General features: G+C 69.0%; 20 protein-coding genes and 3 pseudogenes. 16 read left to right on the top strand and 7 right to left on the bottom strand.

Annotated elements, in window-relative coordinates:
• Positions 1–54 precede the first annotated feature (54 nt).
• The 5 genes from dusB to IEZ21_RS00400 all read left to right on the top strand — a co-directional run bounded on the left by dusB (position 55) and on the right by IEZ21_RS00400 (position 8,024).
• Positions 55–1,233: a tRNA dihydrouridine synthase DusB gene (gene dusB, locus IEZ21_RS00420; RefSeq protein ID WP_189319901.1), complete on the top strand. Its 1,179-nt coding sequence runs from the start codon at positions 55–57 to the stop codon at positions 1,231–1,233.
• 630 nt (positions 1,234–1,863) lie between these two features.
• Entirely contained in the window at positions 1,864–3,096 is a 1,233-nt protein-coding gene (locus IEZ21_RS00415) for a glycosyltransferase family 2 protein (RefSeq protein ID WP_246567174.1), read from the top strand.
• A complete protein-coding gene (locus IEZ21_RS00410; RefSeq protein ID WP_246567172.1) occupies positions 3,093–5,219 on the top strand; it encodes a right-handed parallel beta-helix repeat-containing protein in 2,127 nt (708 codons plus the stop codon). Before IEZ21_RS00415 ends, IEZ21_RS00410 begins: the two co-directional genes overlap by 4 nt.
• Complete coding sequence (locus tag IEZ21_RS00405) at positions 5,206–6,381, top strand: right-handed parallel beta-helix repeat-containing protein (protein WP_189319900.1); 1,176 nt, start codon at positions 5,206–5,208, stop codon at positions 6,379–6,381. The genes IEZ21_RS00410 and IEZ21_RS00405 overlap by 14 nt, the downstream gene beginning before the upstream one ends.
• Positions 6,382–6,674: 293 nt before the next feature.
• A complete protein-coding gene (locus tag IEZ21_RS00400; RefSeq protein ID WP_189320340.1) occupies positions 6,675–8,024 on the top strand; it encodes a UDP-glucose dehydrogenase family protein in 1,350 nt (449 codons plus the stop codon).
• Positions 8,025–8,114: 90 nt separating this feature from the next.
• Here the strand turns inward: IEZ21_RS00400 and IEZ21_RS00395 are convergent, their stop codons facing one another.
• The gene (locus tag IEZ21_RS00395) at positions 8,115–10,049 is read right to left on the bottom strand and encodes an amylo-alpha-1,6-glucosidase (RefSeq protein ID WP_189319899.1); all 1,935 of its coding nucleotides are present in this window, start codon (positions 10,047–10,049) and stop codon (positions 8,115–8,117) included.
• Positions 10,046–11,587: an MGH1-like glycoside hydrolase domain-containing protein gene (locus IEZ21_RS00390; protein ID WP_189319898.1), complete on the bottom strand. Its 1,542-nt coding sequence runs from the start codon at positions 11,585–11,587 to the stop codon at positions 10,046–10,048. The genes IEZ21_RS00395 and IEZ21_RS00390 overlap by 4 nt, the downstream gene beginning before the upstream one ends.
• A gap of 119 nt (positions 11,588–11,706) precedes the next feature.
• Here IEZ21_RS00390 and IEZ21_RS00385 point away from each other — a divergent pair, with 119 nt between their 5' ends.
• On the top strand, positions 11,707–12,951 hold the full coding sequence (locus IEZ21_RS00385; RefSeq protein WP_373302138.1) for an ROK family protein: 1,245 nt from the start codon (positions 11,707–11,709) through the stop codon (positions 12,949–12,951).
• Positions 12,952–13,380: 429 nt separating this feature from the next.
• Positions 13,381–16,131 carry a pyruvate, phosphate dikinase gene (ppdK, locus tag IEZ21_RS00380; protein WP_189319896.1) on the top strand — a complete coding sequence of 917 codons (2,751 nt, stop codon included), beginning with the start codon at positions 13,381–13,383 and terminating at the stop codon, positions 16,129–16,131.
• A 226-nt stretch (positions 16,132–16,357) separates the two neighbouring features.
• Here the strand turns inward: ppdK and IEZ21_RS00375 are convergent, their stop codons facing one another.
• The 4 genes from IEZ21_RS00375 to IEZ21_RS00360 all read right to left on the bottom strand — a co-directional run bounded on the left by IEZ21_RS00375 (position 16,358) and on the right by IEZ21_RS00360 (position 18,645).
• Complete coding sequence (locus IEZ21_RS00375) at positions 16,358–16,963, bottom strand: GOLPH3/VPS74 family protein (protein WP_189319895.1); 606 nt, start codon at positions 16,961–16,963, stop codon at positions 16,358–16,360.
• 65 nt (positions 16,964–17,028) lie between these two features.
• Positions 17,029–17,310: a DUF6510 family protein gene (locus IEZ21_RS00370; RefSeq protein WP_189319894.1), complete on the bottom strand. Its 282-nt coding sequence runs from the start codon at positions 17,308–17,310 to the stop codon at positions 17,029–17,031.
• Position 17,311: 1 nt separating this feature from the next.
• Positions 17,312–18,076 carry a ferredoxin reductase gene (locus IEZ21_RS00365; RefSeq protein ID WP_189319893.1) on the bottom strand — a complete coding sequence of 255 codons (765 nt, stop codon included), beginning with the start codon at positions 18,074–18,076 and terminating at the stop codon, positions 17,312–17,314.
• The gene (locus IEZ21_RS00360; RefSeq protein ID WP_189319892.1) at positions 18,046–18,645 is read right to left on the bottom strand and encodes a sulfite oxidase-like oxidoreductase; all 600 of its coding nucleotides are present in this window, start codon (positions 18,643–18,645) and stop codon (positions 18,046–18,048) included. The genes IEZ21_RS00365 and IEZ21_RS00360 overlap by 31 nt, the downstream gene beginning before the upstream one ends.
• A gap of 271 nt (positions 18,646–18,916) precedes the next feature.
• On the opposite strand from IEZ21_RS00360, the pseudogene IEZ21_RS00355 reads away from it, so the two are divergent.
• From IEZ21_RS00355 to IEZ21_RS00345, 3 genes and pseudogenes are all read left to right on the top strand, one after another.
• A pseudogene (locus IEZ21_RS00355) lies at positions 18,917–19,054 on the top strand (alpha/beta hydrolase fold domain-containing protein); the annotation flags it as partial.
• A 44-nt stretch (positions 19,055–19,098) separates the two neighbouring features.
• Positions 19,099–20,298, top strand: a complete 1,200-nt coding sequence (locus IEZ21_RS00350; protein ID WP_189319891.1) for an epoxide hydrolase family protein — start codon at positions 19,099–19,101, stop codon at positions 20,296–20,298.
• A gap of 32 nt (positions 20,299–20,330) precedes the next feature.
• A pseudogene (locus IEZ21_RS00345) lies at positions 20,331–20,495 on the top strand (DUF6879 family protein); the annotation flags it as partial.
• 381 nt (positions 20,496–20,876) lie between these two features.
• Here IEZ21_RS00345 and IEZ21_RS00340 read toward each other — a convergent pair.
• Complete coding sequence (locus IEZ21_RS00340; RefSeq protein ID WP_189319890.1) at positions 20,877–21,806, bottom strand: LysR substrate-binding domain-containing protein; 930 nt, start codon at positions 21,804–21,806, stop codon at positions 20,877–20,879.
• Positions 21,807–21,991: 185 nt separating this feature from the next.
• On the opposite strand from IEZ21_RS00340, the gene IEZ21_RS00335 reads away from it, so the two are divergent.
• The 6 genes and pseudogenes from IEZ21_RS00335 to IEZ21_RS00310 all read left to right on the top strand — a co-directional run bounded on the left by IEZ21_RS00335 (position 21,992) and on the right by IEZ21_RS00310 (position 24,967).
• Complete coding sequence (locus IEZ21_RS00335; RefSeq protein WP_189319889.1) at positions 21,992–22,138, top strand: hypothetical protein; 147 nt, start codon at positions 21,992–21,994, stop codon at positions 22,136–22,138.
• The gene (locus tag IEZ21_RS00330) at positions 22,101–22,316 is read left to right on the top strand and encodes a hypothetical protein (RefSeq protein WP_189319888.1); all 216 of its coding nucleotides are present in this window, start codon (positions 22,101–22,103) and stop codon (positions 22,314–22,316) included. Before IEZ21_RS00335 ends, IEZ21_RS00330 begins: the two co-directional genes overlap by 38 nt.
• Positions 22,317–22,359: 43 nt before the next feature.
• Entirely contained in the window at positions 22,360–23,022 is a 663-nt protein-coding gene (locus IEZ21_RS00325) for a hydrolase (protein WP_189319887.1), read from the top strand.
• 307 nt (positions 23,023–23,329) lie between these two features.
• Positions 23,330–23,638: a GNAT family N-acetyltransferase gene (locus IEZ21_RS00320; protein WP_189319886.1), complete on the top strand. Its 309-nt coding sequence runs from the start codon at positions 23,330–23,332 to the stop codon at positions 23,636–23,638.
• A 29-nt stretch (positions 23,639–23,667) separates the two neighbouring features.
• Positions 23,668–24,143 (top strand): annotated as a pseudogene (locus IEZ21_RS47265) ((4Fe-4S)-binding protein).
• Positions 24,125–24,967 carry an alpha/beta fold hydrolase gene (locus IEZ21_RS00310; RefSeq protein ID WP_189319884.1) on the top strand — a complete coding sequence of 281 codons (843 nt, stop codon included), beginning with the start codon at positions 24,125–24,127 and terminating at the stop codon, positions 24,965–24,967. The pseudogene IEZ21_RS47265 and the gene IEZ21_RS00310 overlap by 19 nt, the downstream one beginning before the upstream one ends.
• Positions 24,968–25,019: the final 52 nt, after the last annotated feature.

Here is a 25,019-nt window from a genome sequence, read left to right as displayed (position 1 = left end):
CGATCGTCGAAAGGCCGTGGCTCGTGCCCGTCGGCGTACGGGACAATGGGTCGCATGCCCACGTCCACACCCCTCGTGAACTCCCCGCTGTCGATCGGCCCGCACCCGGTGCGGCCGCCCGTCGTTCTCGCCCCCATGGCCGGGATCACGAACGCGCCGTTCCGCACGCTGTGCAGGGAGTTCAGCGGCGGCAAGGGCTTGTTCGTCAGCGAGATGATCACGACCCGGGCGCTGGTCGAGCGCAACGAGAAGACCATGCAGCTGATCCACTTCGACGCCTCGGAGACTCCGCGCTCGATCCAGTTGTACGGGGTCGACCCGGCGACCGTCGGCAAGGCCGTCCGCATGATCGCGGAGGAGGACCTCGCCGACCACATCGACCTCAACTTCGGCTGCCCGGTACCGAAGGTGACGCGCAAGGGCGGCGGCTCGGCCCTCCCGTACAAGCGCCACCTGCTGCGCGCGATCCTGCGCGAGGCGGTGAGCGGTGCCGGGGACCTGCCGGTCACGATGAAGATGCGCAAGGGCATCGACGACGACCACATCACGTACCTGGACGCGGGCCGGATCGCCGTGGAGGAGGGCGTGACGGCGATCGCCCTCCACGGCCGCACGGCCGCCCAGCACTACGGCGGCACGGCGGACTGGGACGCGATCGCCCGCCTCAAGGAGCACGTACCGGAGATCCCGGTACTCGGCAACGGCGACATCTGGTCGGCCGACGACGCGTTGCGGATGGTACGGGCGACTGGTTGCGACGGGGTGGTTGTCGGCCGGGGTTGCCTTGGGCGGCCGTGGTTGTTCGCGGACCTGGTGGCGGCGTTCGAGGGCCGTACGGATGCCCGGGCCGGAGGCCCTGATGGATGCAGCGCTCGTCCGACGCTTCGTGAGGTGGCGGCGGTCATGGTCCGCCACGCGACCCTGCTCGGCGAGTGGATCGGCGACGAGACGCGCGGAGTCATCGACTTCCGCAAGCACGTGGCCTGGTACCTGAAGGGTTTCGCGGTCGGCTCCGAAATGCGCAAGCGCCTTGCGATCACGTCGTCCCTGGCCGAACTCCGTTCCGGGCTCGATGAGTTGGACCTCGACCAGCCGTGGCCGACGGGCGCGGACGGGCCCCGCGGCCGTACGTCCGGCAACAACAGGGTCGTCCTGCCGGACGGTTGGCTGAAGGACCCGTACGACTGCGCGGGGGTCGGCGAGGACGCGGAGTTGGACACGTCCGGGGGCTGAGTTGTTCGGGGGCCTGCCGTTCAACCCGTAACGGGCCTTCGTCGGCCGTCGCGGAGCGTCCTGGTGCGCCCTGATGGCCGCCGCCACTCTCATCGGTGTCCCGTTTGTCTGTGTCTTCGCCGTTTTCCAGCGCATCGCCGCGGGCGGACCGACGGCCGGAGCGTCAGGTGCTGACGAACCCTGCGGCCACCAATGACGATTACGTTGCCGTGACTTACATCACATTCGCCTCGGATGCTGCCCTTCTTCTCGCTGGCCCCGCCCGGCATGCACGGCAACAGGCGCAATGTCCGCTACCGCAGGTAACTTCCCTGTATGGAACGGGATATGGCTACCTATTAGGTCATGTACACGCGGCTGAAAACAGCCCTTCTTCAGCCGTCAAGTCCGGTCCCGGGTACCCGCCTTCGCCCCGCCAGACCCCAGTGACTCGATGACATTTGTGTTTCTGCTGTGAAGAAAAGATGAATCCCCCTCTAGAGTCCCCGCCATATATGGCGCAGACCGCACCTTTGGGATCTTGCTCGGTCCTGGTGTGTTCCTGGGGGGGACCTGTTGATCTCGGACTACTTCGACGCTTTTTGGTCATGGACCGTTGCGGCGGTTGGGGAAACGTCGTGGCGTGAGGTGATGCCGCTGGGCATCGCCGGTGCATTCGTCTGGGGGCTCTGGCTCTACCGGGCGATCCTTTCCCGCTTCGCCAGGCCGGTCGTGAACAACTACCGGACCTCCGTGTCCGTCGTGGTCCCCGCCTACCGCGAGGACCCGGACATCCTGCTCGACTGTCTGGAGACCTGGCTGGCCCAGGGACCCGACGAGGTGATCATCGTCCCCGACATCGAGGACCACGAGGTGCTCCGCAGGCTGTCGGAGGTGATGGACCGGCGGGTGCGGGTGCTCGCGTTCGAGCACCGGGGCAAGCGGTCCGCGCTGGGTGTGGGGATACGGGCCGCGCGTGGCGAACTCGTGGTGCTGGTCGACTCGGACACCCGCTGGCAGCCGGGGCTGCTCGACGCCGTGCAGATGCCCTTCGCCGACCCCAAGGTCGGCGGAGTCGGCACCCAGCAGAACGTCTTCATGCGCCGGAGCAGCGTCTGGCGGCGCATCGCCGACTGGCTGGTCAACCTGCGCTACTACGACTACGTGCCCGCCATGGGCCGCGCCGGTGCCGTCGCGTGTCTGTCCGGCCGCACGGCCGCCTACCGCAAGGCCGCGATAGACCCCGTTCTGGAGAACCTGGAGAACGAGTTCTTCCTCGGCCGGCGTTGCGTCGCCGGTGACGACGGCCGGCTGACCTGGCTGGTACTGGCCTCCGGGTACAAGACCGTGCACCAGAGCAGCGCGCGGGCGCTGTCCATGTTCCCGTCCTCGTTCCGGGCCTTCGTCAAGCAGCGGGTGCGCTGGAGCCGCAACTCCTACCGTTGCTATCTGACGGCGATCTACAAGGGCTGGCTGTGGCGGGTCCCGCTGGTCACCAAGATCACCGTGCTGCAGATCCTGCTGACGCCTGTGACCATGGGCATGGCGTTGGGCTATCTGCTGCTCAGCCGACTGGAGTTGACCGGCCGCGGGGTGGTCCTGGTCCTGATCTGGCTCTTCGTGGGACGCGGTATCCGCGGCTACTCGCACTTGCGCAGACATCCGCGGGATGTGCTGGTGCTGCCGCTGCTGGCCCTCGTGGTCGTGATGATCTCCCTGCCGATCAAACTGTGGGCCTTCATCACCATGAACAAGCAGGGTTGGCTGACCCGCACCAGCAACAGCATCGGCGGAGAAGGCCAGAACGCCGCGTCCCTCTCGGGCAACGGCCCCCAGCGGCCGCCCGCCGCCGGCGGCCGCCGCGAGGGGGTGTTCCAGCCGTGACACTCCATCAGGCACACCCTCGGCGAGACCATCAGGCACACCCTCGGCGAGGCCACCAGGCACACCTTCAGACAGAGCGGACCGCCCGCGGGCCGGGACACCGCTCTCGATTCTCACCGGAGCCCGTCCTGCGAACCGCTCACGCCTTCCGAACGCTGCGTGGCACGGCGGCAGCCGCCGCCTTCCTGCCCCTGGTCGCCGTTGCGCTCCTCGGGTCCGCGCCCGTCGCCCATGCCGCGCCGAAGACGATCGTCGCGGAGAGTGTCCTGGCCGGAGCCCGTGCCGGTGCCGCGGACGACGGCGAGGGACAGGCGTTCACCCCCGAGGAGTCCGAGACCCAGGCGGCCCTGGTCGCCGCCGAGGACAAACGGCTTGACCAGGTCCGCGCCGTCGCCGCGGTCGCCCCGCTCAAGGGCGCCAAGTGGTCGCAGCCGTACCGGCTGGACACCGGAAGCGGCTACACGCTGGTCCTCACCGGGCGCACCAAGCCGTACAGCATCTCCGACCTGCTCTCCCTCGCCCCGCAGACCTTCGTCCGCAAGCGCGACGGGTCCTACCTGCTGACCGAGAACCTCTACCTCAACGCAGGCGCCAAGCTGAAACTGTCCAACCCGGGCGGCCTGACGATACGGATGGCCAGCAGCAACAAGGGCTTCGTCTCCATCGTCTCCTTCGGCGGCCGACTGACCCTGGAGGGCACCGCACAGGCGCAGATGAAGATCGGCAGCTGGGACACCCGTACCAACAAGCCGGACATCGACGTACGGGACGGCAGGGCCTACATCCGCGCCATCGGCGGCCAGTTCGACATGAAGTACGCCACCGTCGGCAACCTCGGCTTCTGGAGCGGCCGCACCGGCGGCCTCAGCCTCACCGGAACCGACCGCCCCGACACCGGGAACATCGACGGCCCGGACACCCCGACCGGCGACGACCTCAACCAGCGCGAGCGGGCGGAGGCCGCGGACAAGGCGGAGGAGGAGGCGGAGGAGACGCCCAGCAGCGGCGGAGTGCTCGCCCAGCCGCCCGGCGAGCTGACCACACCGGACAGCAGGTTCACCGTGCCCGACATGTCATATGTGTCGGCGGAGGTCGACCACTCCACGGTCACGGGCAACACCTACGGACTGTTCGTCTCCGGCGCCACCGGGGTCAGCATCACCGACACCAAGGTGCTGAAGAGCTTCCAGGACGGCCTCGTACTGCACCGCTACGTCACCAACGCCGACGTCGAACGGACCACCTCCAAGGACAACGGCGGCAACGGCTTCGTCCTCGCCCGCGCCACCCAGCAGGTCAAGATCACCGGATCCACCGCGCGGGACAACGGCGGCAACGGTTTCATCCTCAGCGGCCGGCCCCTGGCGAGCGGTCCCTCCGCCTCCGGCGAGTCCATCAGCAGCTACGGCAACAACTCGGTCTCCAACAGCACCGCCGAGGACAACGGCCGCTACGGCATCGAGATCCTCGGCGGGGTGGACGTCGGCGTGCAGAACAACAACGTCCGCGGCGGTGACATGGGCATCGTCGCCCGCAAGGACGCCGCGAAGGTGGCGATCACCGGGAACCGTCTGAAGGGCCAGATCCGGCAGGGCATCTCGATACGCGACGGCGTGACGGCGGCGCAGGTCACCGGCAACATCGTCGAGAACGCCGACACCGGCGTCTACATCCGCGACTCGGTCGCCGAAGTGCGCGGCAACACCATCCAGGACGCCACCAACCACGGCGTCTCCATGGTGGGCGGCGTCGGCGGCTCGACGATCTCGTACAACGTCATCGCCGGCGTCGGGCCGAGCGCCCTGGACACCGTCCGCGCGGGCGGCGACACGGACATCAAGAAGAACCAGACCTTCGCCTGGCACGACACCAGTTCCTTCTGGACCAAGTTCCGGCACTACGCCAGCCCGATGACCCTGCTGTGGACCTTCATCCTGCTGCTCATCCTCCTGTCGGCGGTGATGGGGCAGCGACGCCACGCAAGCCGGGGACGAGGCCGCCGCGGACGCGTCCACCCCTACGCCGACAAGCAGACCCTGCCGGCCCCTCCGCCCACGGAGATCCACCTGGCCGCACACAACCCCCACAACCGGGTTCCGGTGATGACCAATGACCAGTGGTAACCGCGTGCTGTGGCTGGCGACGGGGGCGTTCATCTGCTCCGTGATCGCCCTCATCGTGGCCCTGACCTCCGGCGGGGACTCGGCCACCCCGGACACGGCCGGGGCCACCGGTGCGGTCGGCCCCACTTCGACCACCCGCAAGCCGACCGCCTCGACGGACGACGCACCTACGGACACCGCCGAACCGTCCGCGCCGTCCACCACCCCCGCCACCGGGTCCGCCCCGGGCGCGACGTCCGGCGGTGGCACCGCGTCCGCCAAGGAGGTCAGCTGCCCGGCGGCCACCGCCACGGTGAACGACGCCGCCTCGCTGGAGCAGGCCCTGGCCGACGCCGGGCCCGGGGACAGCATCCGGCTCGCCGACGGCACGTACGAGGGCCGCTTCAAGGCCACCACCCCGGGCACCGCGGACCGGCCGGTCTACGTCTGTGGCGGCCCCGGCGCGGTGATCGACGGCGGTGGCACCGACGGCGACTACGGCTTCCACCTGGACGGCGCCAGCCACTGGCGTCTGGTCGGCTTCACCGTCCGCAACAGCCAGAAGGGTGTGATGGCCGACCGTGTGCAGGGCTCGGTCATCCAGGGCCTCACCGTCGAGCAGATCGGCGACGAGGCCATCCACCTGCGGAACTTCAGCACCGACAACCTCGTGCTGAACAACACCGTCCGCGACACCGGCAAGCGCAAGGAGAAGTTCGGCGAGGGCGTCTACATCGGCTCCGCCGAGTCCAACTGGTGCACCGTCTCGGACTGCAAGCCCGACGCGAGCAACCGCAACATGATCAGCGGCAACGACATCAGCGCCACGACCGCCGAGTCCATCGACATCAAGGAGGGCACCAGCGACGGCAAGGTCATCGGCAACACCTTCGACGGCTCACTCCTGAGCGGCTCCCACAACGACTCCTGGGTCGACGTCAAGGGCAACGGCTGGCTGATCCAGGGCAACACCGGCCGCAACGCACTCCAGGACGGCTTCCAGACCCACGAGATCATCGACGGCTGGGGCACCGACAACACGTTCAAGGGCAACACCGCGGATGTGAACGGACCCGGCTACGGCTTCAAGCTCACCCCCGTCGAGGGCAACAAGGTCGCCTGCGACAACAAGGCGGAAGGGGCGGCCGAGGGCCTGGCCAACGTCGACTGCGCCCGTTCCTGACCGGCCTACGGCGACCCCGAGCCGGCCGCACGCCGTCCCCCGGGCCGGCCCTGTCTCCACGCGCCGTCCAGTGCTCCGTCCCTGCACCCGGGCACACCGCGCAACGCCACAACAGAACAACCACACACCGCTTCCACGCAGGGCCCGAGGAGCCACCTCAGCTTCCGGCCAAAGGGCCCCTGTGCCGGCCCACCCATCCCCAAAGCGAGCACACCCTCACCTTTCACAAGGAGCACGCCATGACCCTCGCCACCGACCCGAGGCCGGACAGCGCCCTGAGACCCGACGCCGACATGGCCGCCGTACTCGACGTCTCCGACGCCCCCGTCCCCCGACTCACCGTCATCGGTACCGGCTATCTCGGCGCCACGCACGCCATCTGCATGGCCGTCCTCGGCTACGAGGTCCTGGGCGTGGACGTCGACCCGGTCAAGGTCGAGTGGCTGAACTCGGGTCGGGTCCCCTTCTTCGAGCCGGGCCTGCCCGAACTGCTGGCCAAGGCTCTGGACTCCGGCCGACTGCGCTTCACGACCAACTTCGCCGAGGCCGGTGACTTCGGCGATGTCCATTTCCTCTGCGTCGGCACCCCCCAGCAGAAGGGCTCCGACGCGGCGGACCTGCGCTACGTCGACAGCGCGGTGACCGAACTCGCGGGGCACTTGCGCCGCCGCACGCTGGTGGTCGGCAAGTCCACGGTGCCGGTGGGCACCGCGGCCCGGCTGACGGAACTGGTGCAGCGGCTCGCCCCCGCGGGAACCGACGTCGAACTGGCCTGGAATCCGGAGTTCCTGCGCGAGGGCTACGCCATCGACGACACCCTGCGCCCCGACCGGCTGGTCTTCGGCACGGAGTCGGCATGGGCCGAGGAACGGCTGAGGGCCGCGTTCGCCCCCGTCATCGCCCGCGACACCCCGGTGGTCGTCACCGACCTCAGCACGGCCGAACTGGTCAAGGTCGCCGCCAACTCCTTCCTCGCCACCAAGATCTCGTACATCAACGCCATGGCCGAGGTCTGCGAGGCCACCGGCGCCGATGTGACGGGCCTCGCCGAGGCACTCTCCTACGACGACCGGATCGGCGGACGCTTCCTCAAGCCGGGCCTGGGCTTCGGCGGAGGCTGCCTGCCCAAGGACATCCGCGCCTTCAGCCACCGTGCCGAGGAACTGGGCGTCGGCCAGGCCGTCGCCTTCCTGCGCGAGGTGGACGCCATCAACAAGCGCCGCCGGGCCCGCACCGTCGACCTGGTCCGCGAACTCGTCGGCGGCAACCTGGCCGGCGCCCGCATCACCGCCCTCGGCGCCGCGTTCAAACCCAACTCGGACGACATCCGCGACGCCCCCGCCCTGGACGTGGCCCGGACCCTGCACCAAGCGGGCGCCCACGTCACGGTCGTCGACCCGGCGGCCACGGAGAACGCCCGCCGCACCTTCCCGGAACTGACCTACGGCTCCGACGCCCTCACGGCCGCCGCCGGAGCGGACGTGGTGGTCCTGCTCACCGAGTGGACCCAGTTCCGCGAGATCGACCCGCACGCCATGGCCGCCGTGGTGTCCCACCGCCGCATAGTCGACGGCCGCCATGCCCTGAACCCAGCCCAGTGGCGCGCGGCCGGCTGGGAATACCGGGCCCTGGGCCGCCCTTGACTCGGGGCTGCGCCCCTTTAGGGGCGCGGGGAACTGCGCGACCAGCCACAACGCACCCGCACCCGCGAACCAACCCGCAGCCCCGAGCTATTAGGCACCGCCCACAGCCGTCAGCAAGGCCAAAGGAGCCGCAGCTGACCGAGACTCCCGCACGCACGCGTGCGGATACGGCACCGGCTCCCCGTGGGTGTCGCGGCCATAGCCCGCGAGGACTTCCGGGAGCCGGCTCCCGGAGGCCGTCGCCGCGTCCACCAGCGCATGCGCGACCGTCCGGGCCTCGTCATGGAGCCCGTACCGCGCCAACCCCAGCGTGATCAACGCGTTGTCATGCGGCCAGACCGACCCTCGGTGGTACGACAGCGGGTGGTACGCAGCCTGGCCGGAGGCCACCGTCCGTACCCCCCACCCGGAGAAGAAGTCCGGCTCCAGCAACCGCCGCCCCACCAACTCCCCGTACTCCTTGTCCAGCAGCCCCGACCACAGCAGATGCCCGGCGTCGGAGGCGAGCGCGTCCACCTGGTTGCCGTCGCCGTCCAACGCCAGCGCGGGGAAGGCGCGTTCGGGCATCCAGAAGTCCCGCTGGAAGCGGTCGCGGAGGTCGCCCGCCGCCTGCTCCAGCAACGCCGCGTACACCTCGTCCTCCCACACCGTGCGCGACAGGTGCGCGGTGCGGCGCAGGGCGTCGTACGCGTACCCCTGCGCACCCGCGGCCATCACCGGGCCGGTGGCGCGGCTGCCGTCGGCGGAGCAGATGGCGCCGGGGGAGTCCTTCCAGTTCTGGTTGGCGAGGCCGCCCTCGTCGGCGCGGTAGACGAGGTAGCCGCGCGAGGTGAGGCCGCCGTGGTCCAGCATCCAGCCGATCGCTGCACGGGCGTGCGGCTCGAGGCGGCGGGCCGTGGCGACATCGCCGGTCTGCTCGACGTACGCGCCGAGCAGCACAAGGAAGAGCGGCGTGGCGTCGACCGAGCCGTAGTAACGCCCGTACGGCACCTGTCCGAAGTGCGCCAGCTCCCCGTGCCGTACCTCGTGCACGATCTTGCCCGGCTGGGCCACCGCCCCGGTGCCGGTCGCGGTCGCCTGGGCCGCGGCGAGTGCGGGCAGGGTGGCGGCGGCGAGCTGGGGGCGGTAGGGGAGGGCGAAGAGGGAGGTGAGGAGCGCGTCCCGACCGAGCAGCGTCAGGAACCAGGGGACTCCGGCCGCCGGGACGCGAAGTTCCTCTCCGTCGGGGCCCGTTGCCGGAACCTGGAGGACGGCCAGGTCGGCGAGGCCCCGCGCGCAGGCCGCGGACAGTTCTGGCCAGCCCGTCGGGAAGGGCACGCCCTCGGTGAACTCGTCCTCCAGCGCGCGGACTTGCTCGTTCACGGCGGACGGGGAGGCGGGCACCTCCGGGTGCGGTGTGCCGTGCGGGTGGGCCGCGACCCTCAGGGCCAGCTCTGCGGAACCGTGCGGTTCCAGGTCGAGGGCCCAGACCAGGCGGCGGGCGCCCGTGCCCGTCTCCTCGACGCTGTCAGGGGCGGGCTCGGCGGTGACCGTCGTACAGGAACGCCACTCGCCGCGCCGGTAGCTGAACTCGACGCCGTCGTCCAGGATTTCGCGGGAGCGGACGGCGCCGATCTTCGCGTACGTACGGTGGTCGGAGCGCAGCTCGAACTGGTCCGAGAAGTCGACGTCCGCGGTGACCGCGATCCGGACCGTCGTCGGCACTGGGCGGTTGCTGGTGACGCGCAGCGCCTCGACGAACGCGCCGTCGGCGACGGCCTGTTCGCGGAAGAGGGTGTACGCGGGCGGCTCCTGGCGGCCACCGCGCGGTACGAGGACGCAGCGTGCCGAGTCGCCGTCCGCGACCGGCGACAGTGCCTCGGGCACCGCGCCGTCGACGGTCAGCTGCCAGCGGCTCAGATGCCGGGCGTCGCGTACGAACAGCCCGTCGGGGGAGCCGCTGCCGCGCACTCCGCTGATGTCCCCGCCGTCGCCCACGGCCGCGAACGTCCCACCGTGCACGAGCAGATGCTGCCGGTCCGTCATACCTGGTCCCCTCCCTTGGCGCCCTTGCCGATCTCTTCGCCTACGTGATGGCTTACGTGCTGCGCCGCGCTCAGTGAAGGGCCCGGCTCGTGCTGGTGGTCGTGCTGGTGGTCGTGGTCGTGCAGCAGGTCGAGGGTCAGCGCGGCGGTCCAGCTGAAGCCGAGTGCTCCGCAGGCCTTGCCGCTGTACGGGGTCACGTACTCCGCGAATCCGGACTCGCCCGCCGTGTCGAGCAGTGCGGCCCGCAGGCTGCCCGCGAGGGCCTGCTCCCCGTGCAGCCTCAGGCCGCGCTCCAGCATCCAGTTGGTGTTGAACCAGGCCGGGCCCCGCCAGTACCGGTGCGGATCGAAGGCCTCGCCGGTCAGGTCGTAACTCGGTACGAGCCGGGTGGCGCCGCCGAGCCCGAAGTGCGGGCCGCGCAGGGTCCGTACGAGACTGTCGGCGATCTCGCGGGGCAGGGCGGGCAGGAGCAGCGGGACGAGTCCGGCCACGCCGCGCTCGGGGATGAGTTCCCCGGTCCGTACGTCCCGGCAGAAGAACATGCCCTCCGCCGGGTCCCACAGCCGCTCCACCAGCGCCGCCGTCAGCCGCTCCGCCCGCGCGCGGCGGGCCGTGGCCGTGGCGCCCAGCTCTTGGGCGATCCGGGCCAGCGCGTACTCGGAGGCGATCAGGAGTGCGTTGAACGCCGGGTCCTCGACCGCGAACTCACCCTCACCGTCTACGTATTCACGATCCCGGTAGTCGCTCGCGAGCGCCACATACCGCCCGTAGTCCAGATCCGTCGGCCGGTCCGAGGCGGCCCCGTGGTCCAGGTCGGCGCGGCGGAAGGTGCGGGGCGGGGCAGGCGTGACGCGGCTGAGCGGGGCGTCCCAGGACGGGGCGTTGTCCATGCCCTGCTCCCACGGGTGGACCACGGAGGCCAGGCCCCCGCCGCCCAGGTCCCGGCGGTGCAGCAGATAGCGGTGCCAGGCCGCGAGCCGCGGATACAGGCGGGACAGGAAGCCGCGGGCCCGCGACAGGCCCGGGTCGGCGACGTGCACCAGCCAGGCGGCGAGCGCGTGCACCGGTGGCTGCACGATGCCGGACGTCTGTACGGTGCGCGGGGCGCCCGCGGCGCGTCCCGCGGTGGAGGAGCGCCAGAAGTCGGGGCTCGGGAAGTACGCGTCGAGCGGGACGGAGGGGTTGAAGACGATGTGCGGAATCCGGCCGTCGCCCCACTGCGCGTCCAGTAGCGTCTCCAGCTCGACCTGGGCCCTGAGCGGCGACAGATGGCGCAGCCCGATCGCGATGAACGCCGAGTCCCAGGACCACTGGTGGGGGTACAGGCCGCGCGAGGGCACCGTGGACGTCCCGGTCCAGTTGTCGTGCAGGACGCGCGCGGCCCTCAGGTGCAGCGAGCGCGAGGCGGGGCCCGGATCGTATACGGCCGTCCCCGAACGGCCGATCTCACCGTGGCCGGAAAATGGGGGTGAGGTCGAGGTGCGTACGGGCTCCGGATGTCCGGTGCGGCGGGCTGTGAGCTGGGTCGAGCGGTTCACTCGGGTCTCCACGAAGACGTATGTCCGGCCAGTTCGGCTGTAGCTACCGTAGGGTTACGTCTATTTAACACGCAAAACTCAATATGTAATGCAGAGTTGAGGAACGCAAGAGGGTGTGCATGACCGGGAACGCCGGGAGGACCGGTATGGCAGGACGGGCCACAAGGGCGGGCAGCCAGTCGAGCGCCGGCGAGCTGCTGGCGTTGGTGCGCAGCGGGCGGGCCACCACACGCGGTGCCTTGCAGCAGGTCACGGGCCTGTCCCGGGCCACGGTCGGCCAGCGCCTTGACCGGCTCTTCCGGGCGGGCTGGCTGCGCGAGGGCGCCGCGGGCCCGGTGGACTCGCCGCTCGGCGGCCGGCCCTCGGTCCGACTTGAGTTCGATGACTCACATGCCGTCGTCCTCGCCGCCGACCTCGACACCCGGCACGCGCGCACCGCGGTCCTCTCCCTCACCGGCGAGCTGCTGGCCGAGCACACGGGCTCGCTGCTCATCGAGGACGGCCCGGACGCGGTGCTCGGCGAACTCGGCCGCTGGTTCGGCGAGCTGCTGGAGAAGGCCGGGCACCGGGCGCACGAGGTGTGCGGGATCGGGCTCTCCGTGCCAGGACCGGTCGACAGCGACACCGGCCGCGTGGTCCAGCCGCCGATGATGCCCGGCTGGGACGGCTACGACATAAGAACCCGACTGGCCCGCTCCTTCGCCGAGCACACGGGCGCCGAATCCGTCCCCGTACTTGTGGACAACGACGCCAACCTCATGGCGTACGGCGAACAGCGCACCGGCCACCCGGACTGCTCGGCCTTCGTCCTGATCAAGGTCTCCACCGGCATCGGCGCGGGCGTCGTCGTCGACGGCACCATCTACCGGGGCATGGACGGAGGCGCCGGGGACATCGGGCACATACGAGTCCCGGAGGGCGCCGACGCCTTGTGCAAGTGCGGTTCGTACGGCTGTCTCGCCGCCATCGCCAGTGGCGGTGCCGTGGCGCGGCGGCTCGCGGAGACCGGCGTGCCGGCTTCCTCCGGCTCGGATGTGCGGGATCTGCTGACCGCCGGGCACCCGGGGGCGGCGGCGCTCGCGCGGGACGCCGGGCGACAGGTCGGCGACGTACTGGCGACCGTGGTGACGCTGCTCAACCCCGGAGTGCTGATGATCGCCGGGGACCTGGCCGGAACTCCGTTCCTCACGGGCGTACGCGAGCTGCTCTACCAGCGCGCCCTGCCCCGCTCCACCGCCCACCTGGACGTGGTCACCTCACGGCTCGGGGACCGGGCGGGCCTGGTGGGGGCGGGGCTGCTGGTGGTGGAGCACCTGTACGCGCCCGAGCGGGCGGAGGAGCGACTGCTGGCGATGGGCGTGTGAGGTGTGGGTGCGGATCGGTGTGTGACATCCGCGTTACGGTCCGCGTACGCGTCCGCATGGTGAAATCTGGCCGCTCGAATCGGCGTGATTCTTGCCACCCTTGATAAGGGTTGCGCTCAGATGAGCGGATCTTGGGCAACTGCACTTCTCCAAAGGGTGGCACTGAGTGCCACCCTTTGATCGTTCACGATGTGAACTCACACGTACGGAGCGCCGCTCACATGAGCACTTTAGGGGGTCTACGGGCGTTGACTCGTTCGGGAAGTGAAAACACCAACTTCCGACTCATTGCCAGGTCTTGACTTGCGATCTGTTGGCGGACGAGCGGTTACGGCCGCATGACGCGCAAGTGGACGTACCGAGGTACCTTCGATCTGGGTATGTTCTCGCCGTCAGGGCAGCCAGCGCGTCCTCGAGGAGTCGAGATCCGTGTCGGAAAACAAAGATCCCCACGTAACTGGTAGCGGCGACAGTGTTGTCGGCGGAGTGAAGTTCGTTTACGACTTCACCGAAGGCAACAAGGACCTCAAGGACCTCCTCGGCGGCAAAGGCGCGAACCTCGCCGAGATGACCAACCTGGGTCTTCCCGTCCCACCGGGCTTCACGATCACGACCGAGGCCTGCAAGACGTACCTCGACAGTGGCGAGGAGCCGGCGGCACTGCGTGACGAGGTGAGCGCACACCTCGACGCGCTCGAAGAGGCGATGGGCAAGAAGCTCGGGCAGGCCGACAACCCCCTGCTCGTATCGGTCCGTTCAGGGGCGAAGTTCTCCATGCCGGGCATGATGGACACCGTCCTGAACATCGGGCTCTCCGACAAGTCGGTCCAGGGCCTGGCCCAGCAGGCCGGTGACGAGCGCTTCGCCTGGGACTCGTACCGCAGGCTCATCCAGATGTTCGGCAAGACCGTCCTCGGCGTCGAGGGCGAACTCTTCGAGGACGCGCTGGAGGCGGCGAAGACGGCCAAGAAGGTCACGGTCGACACCGAACTCGAAGCGGCCGACCTGAAGAAGCTCGTCACCAAGTTCAAGAAGATCGTCAAGACCGAGGCCGGGCGCGACTTCCCGCAGGACCCGCGCGAGCAGATGGACCTCGCCATCCACGCGGTCTTCGACTCGTGGAACACCGACCGCGCGAAGCTCTACCGCCGCCAGGAGCGCATCCCGCACGACCTCGGCACGGCCGTCAACGTCTGCTCGATGGTCTTCGGCAACCTCGGCCCGGACTCGGGTACGGGCGTGGCCTTCACCCGTGACCCGGCCAGCGGCCACCAGGGCGTGTACGGCGACTACCTGCAGAACGCGCAGGGCGAGGACGTCGTGGCCGGCATCCGCAACACGGTCCCGCTCGCCGATCTGGAGAAGATCGACAAGAAGTCGTACGACCAGCTGATGCAGATCATGTCGACCCTGGAGAACCACTACAAGGATCTCTGCGACATCGAATTCACCATCGAGCGCGGCCAGTTGTGGATGCTCCAGACGCGCGTCGGCAAGCGGACGGCGGGCGCGGCCTTCCGTATCGCGACCCAGCTGGTGGACCAGGGGCTGATCGACGAGGCCGAGGCGCTGCAGCGCGTCACTGGCGCCCAGTTGGCCCAGCTGATGTTCCCGCGCTTCGACGAGGACACGAAGGTCCAGACGGTCGGCCGGGGCATCGCGGCGTCGCCGGGCGCGGCGGTCGGCAAGGCGGTCTTCGACTCGTACACGGCGGTGAAGTGGTCGCGTTCGGGCGAGAAGGTGATCCTGGTCCGCCGCGAGACGAACCCGGACGACCTGGACGGCATGATCGCGGCGGAGGGGATTCTGACGTCGCGGGGCGGCAAGACGTCCCACGCGGCGGTCGTGGCGCGCGGCATGGGCAAGACCTGTGTGTGCGGTGCCGAGGAGCTCGAGGTCGACACCAAGCGGCGCCGGATGACGGTGCCGGGCGGGCATGTGGTGGAGGAGGGCGACCTCATCTCCATCGACGGGTCGAGCGGCAAGGTGTACCTCGGTGAGGTACCCGTGGTCCCGTCCCCGGTCGTGGAGTACTTCGAGGGCCGGATGCACGCGGGCGCCCAGGACGCCGACGAACTGGTCGAGGCCGTGCACCGGATCATGGCGTTCGCCGACCGCAAGCGTCGCCTGCGGGTGCGCGCCAACGCGGACAACGCCGAGGACGCGATGCGCGCCCGTCGCTTCGGCGCGCAGGGCATCGGCCTGTGCCGCACGGAGCACATGTTCCTCGGTGACCGTCGTGAGCTGGTCGAACGCCTCATCCTGGCCGACACGGAGACCGAGCGCGAGGAGTCGCTGAAGCAGCTGCTCCCGCTGCAGAAGCAGGACTTCGTGGAGCTGTTCTCGGCGATGGACGGCCTGCCGGTGACGGTCCGTCTCCTCGACCCGCCGCTGCACGAGTTCCTGCCCGACATCACCGAGCTCTCGGTCCGGGTCGCCCTGGCGGAGTCCCGCCAGGAGCCGCACGAGAACCTCCTCCGCCTCCTCCAGGCGGTGCACCGCCTGCACGAGCAGAACCCGATGCTGGGTCTGCGCGGCGTACGCCTGGGCCTGGTCATCCCCGGCCTGTTCACGATGCAGGTACGGGCGATCGCCGAGGCCGCGGCGGAGCGCAAGAACGCCAAGGGCGACCCGCGGGCCGAGATCATGATCCCGCTGGTCGGCACGGTCCAGGAGCTGGAGATCGTCCGCGAGGAGGCCGACCAGGTCGTCGCGGAGGTCGAGGCGGCGACGGGCACGGACCTGAAGCTGTCGATCGGCACGATGATCGAACTGCCGCGGGCCGCGCTGACCGCCGGTCAGATCGCGGAGGCGGCCGAGTTCTTCAGCTTCGGCACGAACGACCTGACGCAGACGGTGTGGGGCTTCAGCCGTGACGACGTGGAAGCCTCGTTCTTCACGGCGTACCTGGAGAAGGGCATCTTCGGCGTCTCCCCCTTCGAGACGATCGACAAGGACGGCGTCGGCTCCCTGGTGAAGCTCGCCGCCGAGGCCGGCCGCGCCACCCGCCCCGACCTGAAACTCGGCGTCTGCGGCGAGCACGGCGGCGACCCGGAGTCGGTCCACTTCTTCCACGAGGTGGGTCTGGACTACGTATCCTGCTCGCCGTTCCGAATCCCGGTGGCCCGACTGGAGGCCGGCCGCGCGGCGTCCACGTCGAAGGGCAGCGATCACCGCTGATCCCCCATGTCGAAGGTCAGCGATCATCGTTGACCCTCCCGACTCCGGAGCCGTCGTCGGTCACCCCGACCCTCACCGACGCGATGGCGGCTCCGGGCGCGAAAGGGAGGGGGCGGCGCCTGTGCGGAGGCGCCGCTCCTTTCGCTTACGAGCAGCAGGGTCAAGGGACCGGCCGGGAGCAGGAACCGGCCTTGTACGGGCGACCATGCCACCGCGCGTGCGGTCTTTACTCGCCCCGCCAAATGTTGTCGAAGGCCGCCTCGTCGAGGGCTCGCCGCTGCCGTTCGGCTTCCAGGCTCCTTACCGCGTCATGGACGGCGGCGAGCACTGTCGCCACGGCATCGTCGGCCACGCTTGGTGACTCTCCCGTCGGCTTGTCGCCGATCCCGACGGCCGCCGCGAGGGCTGTGAGGACGGGCTCATCCGATGCCCAGCGGTTCGCCGCCTGGCGGCGTGCGGGCGAATCCACCAGCACCAGGTGAGCGGGCTGGAAGATCATCCAGGGGCGGCGTTGCCGAGTGAGCCGGCCTTCCGCTTCGAGGGTGGCCAGATAGGCCGCGGACAGGCCGCGGCCTCTGCGCCACAGCCAGTCGCCGACCGACTCGTACGGCGGTTGTCGCGCAAGTGACGACGCGGCCTCATCCAACCCCCGATCAGCTGTGGCTCGCCGGTCGCTCGGCACGATGTGATCACCGTCCAGTGTGATGGCCTGGGCCTCCAGGAGGTCGATCAGCTCGGCTCCCGCGAGCGCAAGGGACAGATCGCCTTGTTCCGGAGGACGACTGGCCGTCAAGTCCATGGCGATGATCAACAGGTCCCGCGGTGTGGTCATGAATGACTCCATCTCACATCGAGGAGCAACCGGCGCTGCCGCTGCCGCTGCCGCGGGTGGTGGCCTCATGCGGGCGGCAGCGGGACGCGCATGTAGACCGTGCCGCGCAGGTCCAGCCATGCGGCGTCGGGGGCCCGTAGGAGTCGCAGGATCACCGCGTCGCAGTTCGGGCAGCGGGCCACCAGGCCCGGGGCGTGCGTGTACACGCGCAGGTCGGCGACGAGAGCGGTGTGCCCGCAGCCGGCGCAGCGCCCGGCGGCCGCGGTGACGTCCGCGGTGAACAGTTCGCCCAGAGGGCCGGCGAGCGCGTTGCCGTCCTCGTAGTCCGTGGTGTCCTGTCGGTCCATGTCAGCCTCCCGTGGGGCCGAAGCGTTCGGTTCTGATCTGGCGCGGGTCGTGGCCCAGCGCCACCAGCTGGGCCGCGGCGGTCTCGACGAAGCCGGTCGGCCCGCAGACGAAGCAGACCGGCTCGAACTCCGGTGGCCAGCCGTGGGTCTGCAGATCCGCGAGTTGCAGGCGCTTGGCGGGTCTCGGCCAGCCCTCAGGCGTGTGCCGGGTGTAGAGGTGGGTGACCTCCAGGCCGCCGTCACCGGGCTGCGGGGTGCGCAGTTCGGAGGCGTAGTACCGGTCCTCGGGGGTGCGGACCGAGTAGATCAGCCGGAAGGGGGTGTGGCTGCCGAGGCTGCGGCGCGTGCGGATCATGGCCATCAGCGGCGCGATCCCCGATCCGCCGCCCACCAGCAGCACCGGCCGGATCTCGGCCGGGCGCCAGACGAACCAGCCGCCCACCGGGCCTCGGATCTCCACCAGGTCACCGATCTCCATCACATCGGCCAGGTACGGCGAGACCTCTCCGTCGGGCACGCGCTGCACCGTCAGCTCGAACCGGTCACCGTCGGGTGCCGAGGCCAGCGAATAGCTGCGCTGGGTGCTGTAGCCGTCCTCGGCCGTCAGCCGCACATCCACGTGCTGGCCGGCCAGGTGCCCGGACCAGCCGGGTACGTCGAAGACCAGCGTGCGGGCCGAAGGCGTCTCGTCGCGCAGACCGACCAGCCGGGCGGCCTGCCAGGTCAGGGGCGCTTTCAGTCGCCCTGGTACCGCTGCTCGCGCCACGGGTCACCGTAGTCGTGGTAGCCGAGGCTCTCCCAGAACCCCGGCTCGTCCTCGGTCAGCAGCCGCATCCCGCGCACCCACTTGGCCGACTTCCACAGGTACAGATGCGGCACCAGCAGCCGGGCCGGGCCGCCGTGCACCGGAGCGAGGTCCTCCCCCTCGTACTGGTAGGCGATCCACGCCTTGCCGCCCAGCAGGTCCTCCAGCGGGATGTTCGTCGTGTAGTCACCGTAGGAGTGGACCAGCGCGAACTCGGCCGCCGTCTCCACATCGGCGAACAGCGTGTCCAGCGACACCCCTTCCCAGCCGGTGCCCAGCTTCGACCACTTGGTCACGCAGTGCAGGTCCACTGTCGGCCGCTCGCTCGGCAGTGTCAGCAGCTCCCGCCACGACCAGCGGTGGCGCGTACCGCTTTCGGTCGTGATGGTGAACTCCCACTCCTCCCGTGCGATGTTCGGCGTGGGACCGGCCGACAGCACCGGAAAGTCCTCGGTCAGATATTGCCCGGGAGGCAGCTTCACATCCGCTGGGCGCGCCCGGCTGTGAAAGCCCCGCGAAACGATTCCCATGGACCTGCCCCATTCCGTCAGAGGGACACGACGCCGACGACCCCGGGGACGACATCTCCATTGTGGGAGACGTGAGCGGAAATCACATGTCGTGGCGCCGTGCCGCCCGAGGACAACGCCCGTGACCTCTGACCAGAAGGTTGGGCCGCCGGATACCCCGATGGTCTGCACGGTGATGCAGCGGCCCTCTTCGGCGGCGATCGACCCGGACTGGAACTGCCCCTTTTGCGGGTGTTAGATGGAAAGCGTCACGAACGTGAAGACGTGTCGCTCGGTGGGCGGCAATATGACGGCCGCGCCGGCGCTGATGGCCAAGGAACGCGGCGGCGTCACCTTCCTGCAGCAGTCGATGTACTGCCCGGTCACCGACGCGACGATGAACACCGCGTCATACGAACAGTTCGCCACCGTCCACGAGGCTCTCCACCCGTCCACAAACCGAGGAGCGCCGTTATGCCCGTCACGGCCGAAGCAACAGCCATCCGTCCGTTCCGGATCGAGGTTCCGGAGGAGCAGCTCGCTGAGCTGCGCAGGCGGATCGAGGCGATGCGCTGGCCTTCTGAAGAGCTCGTCGCCGACCGGTCGCAGGGCGTGCAGCTGGCGACGCTGCAGGCGCTCGCCCGCTACTGGACGACCGGGTACGAGTGGCGCAAGTGCGAGGCGAGGCTGAACGCGCTGCCGCAGTTCACGACCGAGATCGACGGGGTCGAGATCCACTTCATCCACGTCAGGTCGCGGCATGAGAACGCGTTGCCGCTGATCATGACGCACGGCTGGCCCGGCTCGGTCATCGAGCTGCTGGAGACCGTCGGCCTGCTGACCGATCCGACCGCTCACGGCGGCACCCCCGAGGACGCGTTCCATCTGGTGCTGCCGTCCTTGCCCGGCTACGGCTTCTCGGGCGAACCGACCGAGCTCGGCTGGGAGTCCGGCCGCATCGCACGCGCGTGGGCGGAGCTGATGGACCGCCTCGGCTACACGCGCTACGTCGCCCAGGGGGGCGACGTGGGCGCCGCCGTCACGGACGCGATGGGTGGCCAAGCACCCGAGGGGCTGCTCGGCATCCACATGAACCTGCTCGCCGGGGCGCTCGGTCTCAAGGACCAACTGCCGGCGGAGTCCGAGCAGGAACGCGCGGCGCACGACGCGGTCAACACGTTCATGACGGACGGTTTCGGCTACTTCCTGGAGCAGTCCACCCGGCCGCAGACGATCGGTTACTCCCTGCTGGATTCACCCGTCGGGCTGGCGGCCTGGCTGCTCGACCACGACACGGACAGCTACTACAAGATCTCCCGCGCGTTCGTCGACGGCCAGCCCGTGGGCAACCTCACCCGGGACAACATCGTCGACAACATCACGCTCTACTGGCTGACGGGCACCGGCGCCTCAGCCGCCCGGTGGTACTGGGAGTTCGGACGGACTCTGGCCGCAGCCCAAGCGGCCGGCCAGGCTCCTCCGGCGGTCTCGGTTCCGGTCGGCTTCACGACGTTCCACGGCGAGATCTGGGCTGCCCCGCGCAGCTGGGTCGAGACGGTCTACCCCAAGCTCACGTACTTCAACGAGGTCGACAGCGGCGGCCACTTCCCCGCCTGGGAGGAGCCGGAGCTCTTCTCCACAGAGGTGCGGGCCGCATTCAGCTCACTGCGCTGACGACGCTGTCGTGTTCTGCTCTGGTGCGCGCCCTTATTGCCCAGTTGCGGCACTTCGACGACAACGACAATTTGCTCACCATCGAACTGATCACGGAGCCCGCCCAGGTCGTGCGGTACTCCACCGTGCACGACGCAGCCATGCACCATGCCGTCCCGTACCAGCAGTTCGCCGCGCAGATGGTCACGGCCGAGTAGCTGCGAGACCGGCACGAAGAAGGGGCAACCGTAGACAGGGGCTTCCCTACCGTGTCCGGCCGACGCCTGCACAAGGCGGGTCTTCGAACTTGAGCGGTGTGCGTCTGGTGTGTGCGCTGACTGGACGTCACGGTCCGTGATGGGTGGGGTGGTTGTCGGCCCCGGATGCAGGACCACGGGCGTCCTGCATCCGGGGCCACCTCTGGCCCTCACCCAACGTGACAGACAGTCAGCCGCTCAGGACGACGCACCGCTCAAGTTCGAAGACCCTGGTTGGCGACCTCGCCGGCTACGCGACGCAGGCGACGGGGTCGAACGACCGCCCGTGACTGTGGGTCGGAGCGATTCGGTGATCGAGGCTGCGGGCCGCAGCTTCACGCGCTATGTGATGGGGCTGCGTAGCCATCCATTGTGTTCAGCGCATCGTCGGGCGGTGGCGAGGACGCTCGCAATGGCAGGCGACGGATCGTTCGCGGGCCACAGCACCGAGAGTTCTGCCACGATCGACGGATCGACCACATCGCGACGAACGATGCCGGTGCTGGCCTTCGCGGCGTGCTCAGCGAACGATGTAGGGGCCAAGCCGACCTCGCGTCTGCTGGAGAGCCTGGCGAGCATGGCGTTTACCCGCGGATCCTCGAACGCGCAGATCTCGGGTGAGAAGCCTGCTTCGTGGCACGCGGCGACGATGCCGTCGTAGTACGCCGGGGCGAGACGGCGAGGGAACAGCTGCAGCGTCTCGTCGCGGAGGTCCTTCACCGGGATCGTCGGTGCGGCAGCGAGGCGGTGGCGAGTGCTGAGGAGTGCGGAAACGGGCTCTTCACGGAGAATCTCGCCATTCACCCCGTCGAGCGGTTGCGGTGAGAGGGCGAGACCGATGTCCAGGTCGCCGGCACAGAGCCGTTCGGGAATCTCGGCGCTGTAGAACTCTCGAGGGTCGATCGTGAAGTCGGGGTGATCTTCCTGGAGAGCATCCAGAAGCACCGTGAGCGTGCCGAAGCTCGTGACCGGCGTATAGCCCAACCGAATCGTCGTCGCGATGCCTGACCCGGCCCGCCGGGTGAGCTGCAGGGCTTGCTCCAGCGCGGCCAGCGCGATCGGTGCCTCGTGAGCCAGCGTCCGGCCCGCGGCGGTGAGCTGCACCCGACGGCTCGAACGCACGAAGAGCGGGGTTTCGAGGGTCTCCTCAAGCTTGCGGATCTGATGACTCAGGGACGGCTGGGAGATGTAGAGACGCATGGCTGCGCGGCCGAAGTGGAGTTCCTCTGCTACGGCCATGAAGTAGCGGAGGACCCGGGGGCTGACATCCATAGACGAATCCTATCGCCCGGCGTCCGGACAAGTCTTGGACTCCCGCCGGATGGCCGCCGTAGCGTCGTTTCACGCCACGGGAGACGTTCCAACCTGCCCCGTCGAGTCTGGCCGAGTCTGGTCGGATCCGGTCTCGGTTGACGTGACCGGCCTCCATCGCACATCAGCCTGGCAAGGAGAGAAGCGTGAACATCGCCGTGATCGGACGAGGCGACATCGGCGGCGGGCCGGCCGACCTGTGGGAACGTGCCGGGCACCAGGTGACGCGGCTGGGGCGTGCAGGCGGCGACGTCGGTGCCTCGGAGACGGCCGGGCGACCTGTGGTCCGGTGACGACGAAGCCCCGCGCACTGTCAGGCAGTTCGGTCTTGTCGCCGGATACGACGCGGTCCGCCTGGGCGGCCTGAGCATGGCCGCCACTCAGGAGGGCCTGGCCGGCCCGATCTTCGCGATCGCGCAGTCCGGGCTCGGCCAGTTCGTCTACCGGATGGCATCACCCGAACAGCTCTGATTCTCACCATCGACCGTTCAACCCATCACGCAGAAGGAACATCGTGACGCGCACCGCGAAGGCCGGACTCGAAGCACTGCTCACCCCCGAGGAGAGCGTCCTGGTGCTCATCGACCATCAACCCTTCCAGTTCACCAATCTCAACAGCCACGAATCAACCATGATCGTCAACAATGTCGTCGGCCTGGCCAAGGCCGCGAAGGTGTTCGACGTCCCCACGGTGCTGACGACGGTGATAGAAGAACGTGGCGGCTACCTCATCAAGGGCCTCCAGGACGTCTTCCCGGACCAGAAGCCGATCAACCGCACGTTAATCAACACCTGGCAAGACCGTCACGTCGTCGATGTTGTGGAGAACACGGGGCGCAAGAAGCTGATCATTGCCGGGCTGTGGACGGAGGTCTGCGTCGCCATGCCCGCCCTCCAGGCGCTGGGTGAGGGGTACGACGTCTTCGTCGTCACGGACGCCAGCGGCGGGGTCACCGCCGAGGCGCACGACATGGCGGTGCGTCGCATGGTGCAGGCCGGCGTGGTACCCATCACCTGGATGGCCGTGGCCAGCGAGTGGCAGCGCGACTGGGCTCGCGAGTCAACGGCCGAGGCGCTCGGGCCGGTCCTCTTCGACCACGGTGGCGCCAGCGGGATCGCGCTCACCTGGGAGCTGCAGCTGCTGGCCACACCCACCACCGATGGTGCTGGTGCGTAGCGCGGGCGGCTGCTGAGCCGGAGGCGGTCTGGCGCCCACGGCCGTGAGCGCCAGACCGCCTCCCAGTGTGTCAACGAGCGGTCGGCGACCGCACACCACGAAGACAAGCGCCGCAGAAGCTCCGTGGCCGGCAAGGACCCGGACCTGGTGCTGTGCTCCCGGCCTCCTATGAGCGCCAACTTCAGGGTGGGGCGCTGAAGTTGCGGTAAGTCGGTGTGGCCGCGCTTGCGAAGTAGACAAATCGATTCATCAACTGGACTGGGTTCAGCGTGAAGCAAGGCCCACGCGGAAGGCACATGGAGGACACGTGGCAGTGGAAGTGAGTGACGTTCCCGAAGCCAAGCGGTACGAAGCCCGGGCCGAGGGAGAGCCCAAGGTCGCGGGCATCGCGGATTACATCCGTACGACGGAACTCGTCGCGTTCGTGCATACCGAGGTCTCGCCGGAGTACGAGGGCAGGGGCGTTGGGGCGGCACTGGCACGCACCGCCCTCGACGAGGCGCGCGCCGCGAACCTTCGGGTGCTGGCGACCTGTCCGTTCTTCGCGGGGTGGATCGCCCGGCACCCCGAGTACCAGGACCTGCTGTATCAGTCCCGCAGCAGCGTCAGCGACTGAACACCGGGCATGGCAGCGACGGAGGCGGTATGAGCAACGGAACCGAGAAGAAGGCGTACGAGGGCAAGTCGATCACCGTGACCTTCGAGGCCAGGCGCTGCCTGCACGCCGCCGAATGCGTCCAGGGCCTGCCCGAGGTGTTCGACACGGCGAAGCGCCCGTGGATCCGGCCGGACGGCGCCGAGGCCGAGCGCCTGGCCGAAGTGGTGCGGCGCTGTCCCTCGGGTGCGCTGCAGTACGAACTCGTGGACGGAGGGGCGGAGACCCGGACCGGCCCACGCAGATCACGCGCAACTCCGTCGGGCAGTTGATGGCGCGCGGCAAGTTGAGCATGGCCACGGCGGCAGGCCCGCGCGCGGAGACCAGGGTCATTCTCTGTGGTTGCGGGCAGAGCCGTCTTCGACGCCAGTCCAAGAGCAGGCACGGACCAGGGGATCCGATTCTCCGGGCCTCGACGCCCACAGCGACTCAAGAAGGGAAGAGTAAATGGGGTACATCACCGTAGGGAATGAAAACAGCACGCCGGTCGAGCTCTACTACGAGGACCAGGGCGCGGGTCAGCCCGTCATCCTCATCCACGGCTATCCACTGAACGGGCACAGCTGGGAACGTCAGACGCGCGAGCTGCTGGCCCAGGGCTATCGGGTCATCACCTATGACCGTCGGGGCTTCGGCCAGTCGTCGAAGGTGAACTCCGGTTACGACTACGACACCTTCGCCGCTGACCTGAACACGGTTCTTGAGACCCTCGACCTGCAGGATGTCGTCCTTGTCGGTTTCTCGATGGGGACCGGGGAACTCGCCCGCTACGTGAGTCGCTACGGTCATGAACGTGTCGCGAAGCTCGCCTTCCTCGCCTCGCTCGAGCCGTTTCTCGTCGCCCGCGACGACAACCCCGACGGGGTGCCGCAGGAGATATTCGACGGCATCGCCGCGACCGCAAAGGCGGATCGGTACGCCTGGTACAAGCAGTTCTACGCGGACTTCTACAACCTCGACGAGAACCTCGGCACGCGTATCAGCGAGGAGGTCGTGACCGGTAGCTGGAACGTCGCGATCCGCAGCGCTCCGGTGGCTGCGTATGCCGTGGTACCGGCATGGATCGAGGACTTCCGCGCCGACGTCGAGGCGGTCCGCGCGAGCGGCAAGCCCGCACTGATCCTGCACGGTACAAAGGACAACATCCTCCCGATCGACGCCACTGGGCGCCGATTCCACAAGGCACTCCCCGAGGCCGACTACGTCGAGGTCGAAGGAGCGCCGCACGGCCTGCTCTGGACCCACGCCGACGAGGTCAACACCGCGCTCCGCGACTTCCTCTCGAAGTGACGGTGGATGACTTGCGCTTCCCCTGACGGCTACTCATGACGCGGAACCGCGT

The sequence above is a fragment of the Streptomyces flaveus genome, from assembly GCF_014647675.1.
GTDB classification, from domain to species: Bacteria; Actinomycetota; Actinomycetes; order Streptomycetales; family Streptomycetaceae; genus Streptomyces; species Streptomyces flaveus.
This window is presented reverse-complemented; position numbering and strand designations above follow the sequence as displayed.

What these genes read in the sequence shown, in the direction of transcription:
- dusB (WP_189319901.1), top strand. Translation starts at nt 55, where the DNA reads ATGCCCACGTCCACACCCCTCGTGAACTCCCCGCTGTCGATCGGCCCG.
- IEZ21_RS00415 (WP_246567174.1), top strand. Translation starts at nt 1,864, where the DNA reads ATGCCGCTGGGCATCGCCGGTGCATTCGTCTGGGGGCTCTGGCTCTAC.
- IEZ21_RS00405 (WP_189319900.1), top strand. Translation starts at nt 5,206, where the DNA reads ATGACCAGTGGTAACCGCGTGCTGTGGCTGGCGACGGGGGCGTTCATC.
- IEZ21_RS00400 (WP_189320340.1), top strand. Translation starts at nt 6,675, where the DNA reads ATGGCCGCCGTACTCGACGTCTCCGACGCCCCCGTCCCCCGACTCACC.
- IEZ21_RS00395 (WP_189319899.1), bottom strand. Translation starts at nt 10,049, where the DNA reads ATGACGGACCGGCAGCATCTGCTCGTGCACGGTGGGACGTTCGCGGCC.
- IEZ21_RS00385 (WP_373302138.1), top strand. Translation starts at nt 11,707, where the DNA reads ATGACCGGGAACGCCGGGAGGACCGGTATGGCAGGACGGGCCACAAGG.
- IEZ21_RS00375 (WP_189319895.1), bottom strand. Translation starts at nt 16,963, where the DNA reads ATGACCACACCGCGGGACCTGTTGATCATCGCCATGGACTTGACGGCC.
- IEZ21_RS00370 (WP_189319894.1), bottom strand. Translation starts at nt 17,310, where the DNA reads ATGGACCGACAGGACACCACGGACTACGAGGACGGCAACGCGCTCGCC.
- IEZ21_RS00360 (WP_189319892.1), bottom strand. Translation starts at nt 18,645, where the DNA reads ATGGGAATCGTTTCGCGGGGCTTTCACAGCCGGGCGCGCCCAGCGGAT.
- IEZ21_RS00350 (WP_189319891.1), top strand. Translation starts at nt 19,099, where the DNA reads ATGCCCGTCACGGCCGAAGCAACAGCCATCCGTCCGTTCCGGATCGAG.
- IEZ21_RS00340 (WP_189319890.1), bottom strand. Translation starts at nt 21,806, where the DNA reads ATGGATGTCAGCCCCCGGGTCCTCCGCTACTTCATGGCCGTAGCAGAG.
- IEZ21_RS00310 (WP_189319884.1), top strand. Translation starts at nt 24,125, where the DNA reads ATGGGGTACATCACCGTAGGGAATGAAAACAGCACGCCGGTCGAGCTC.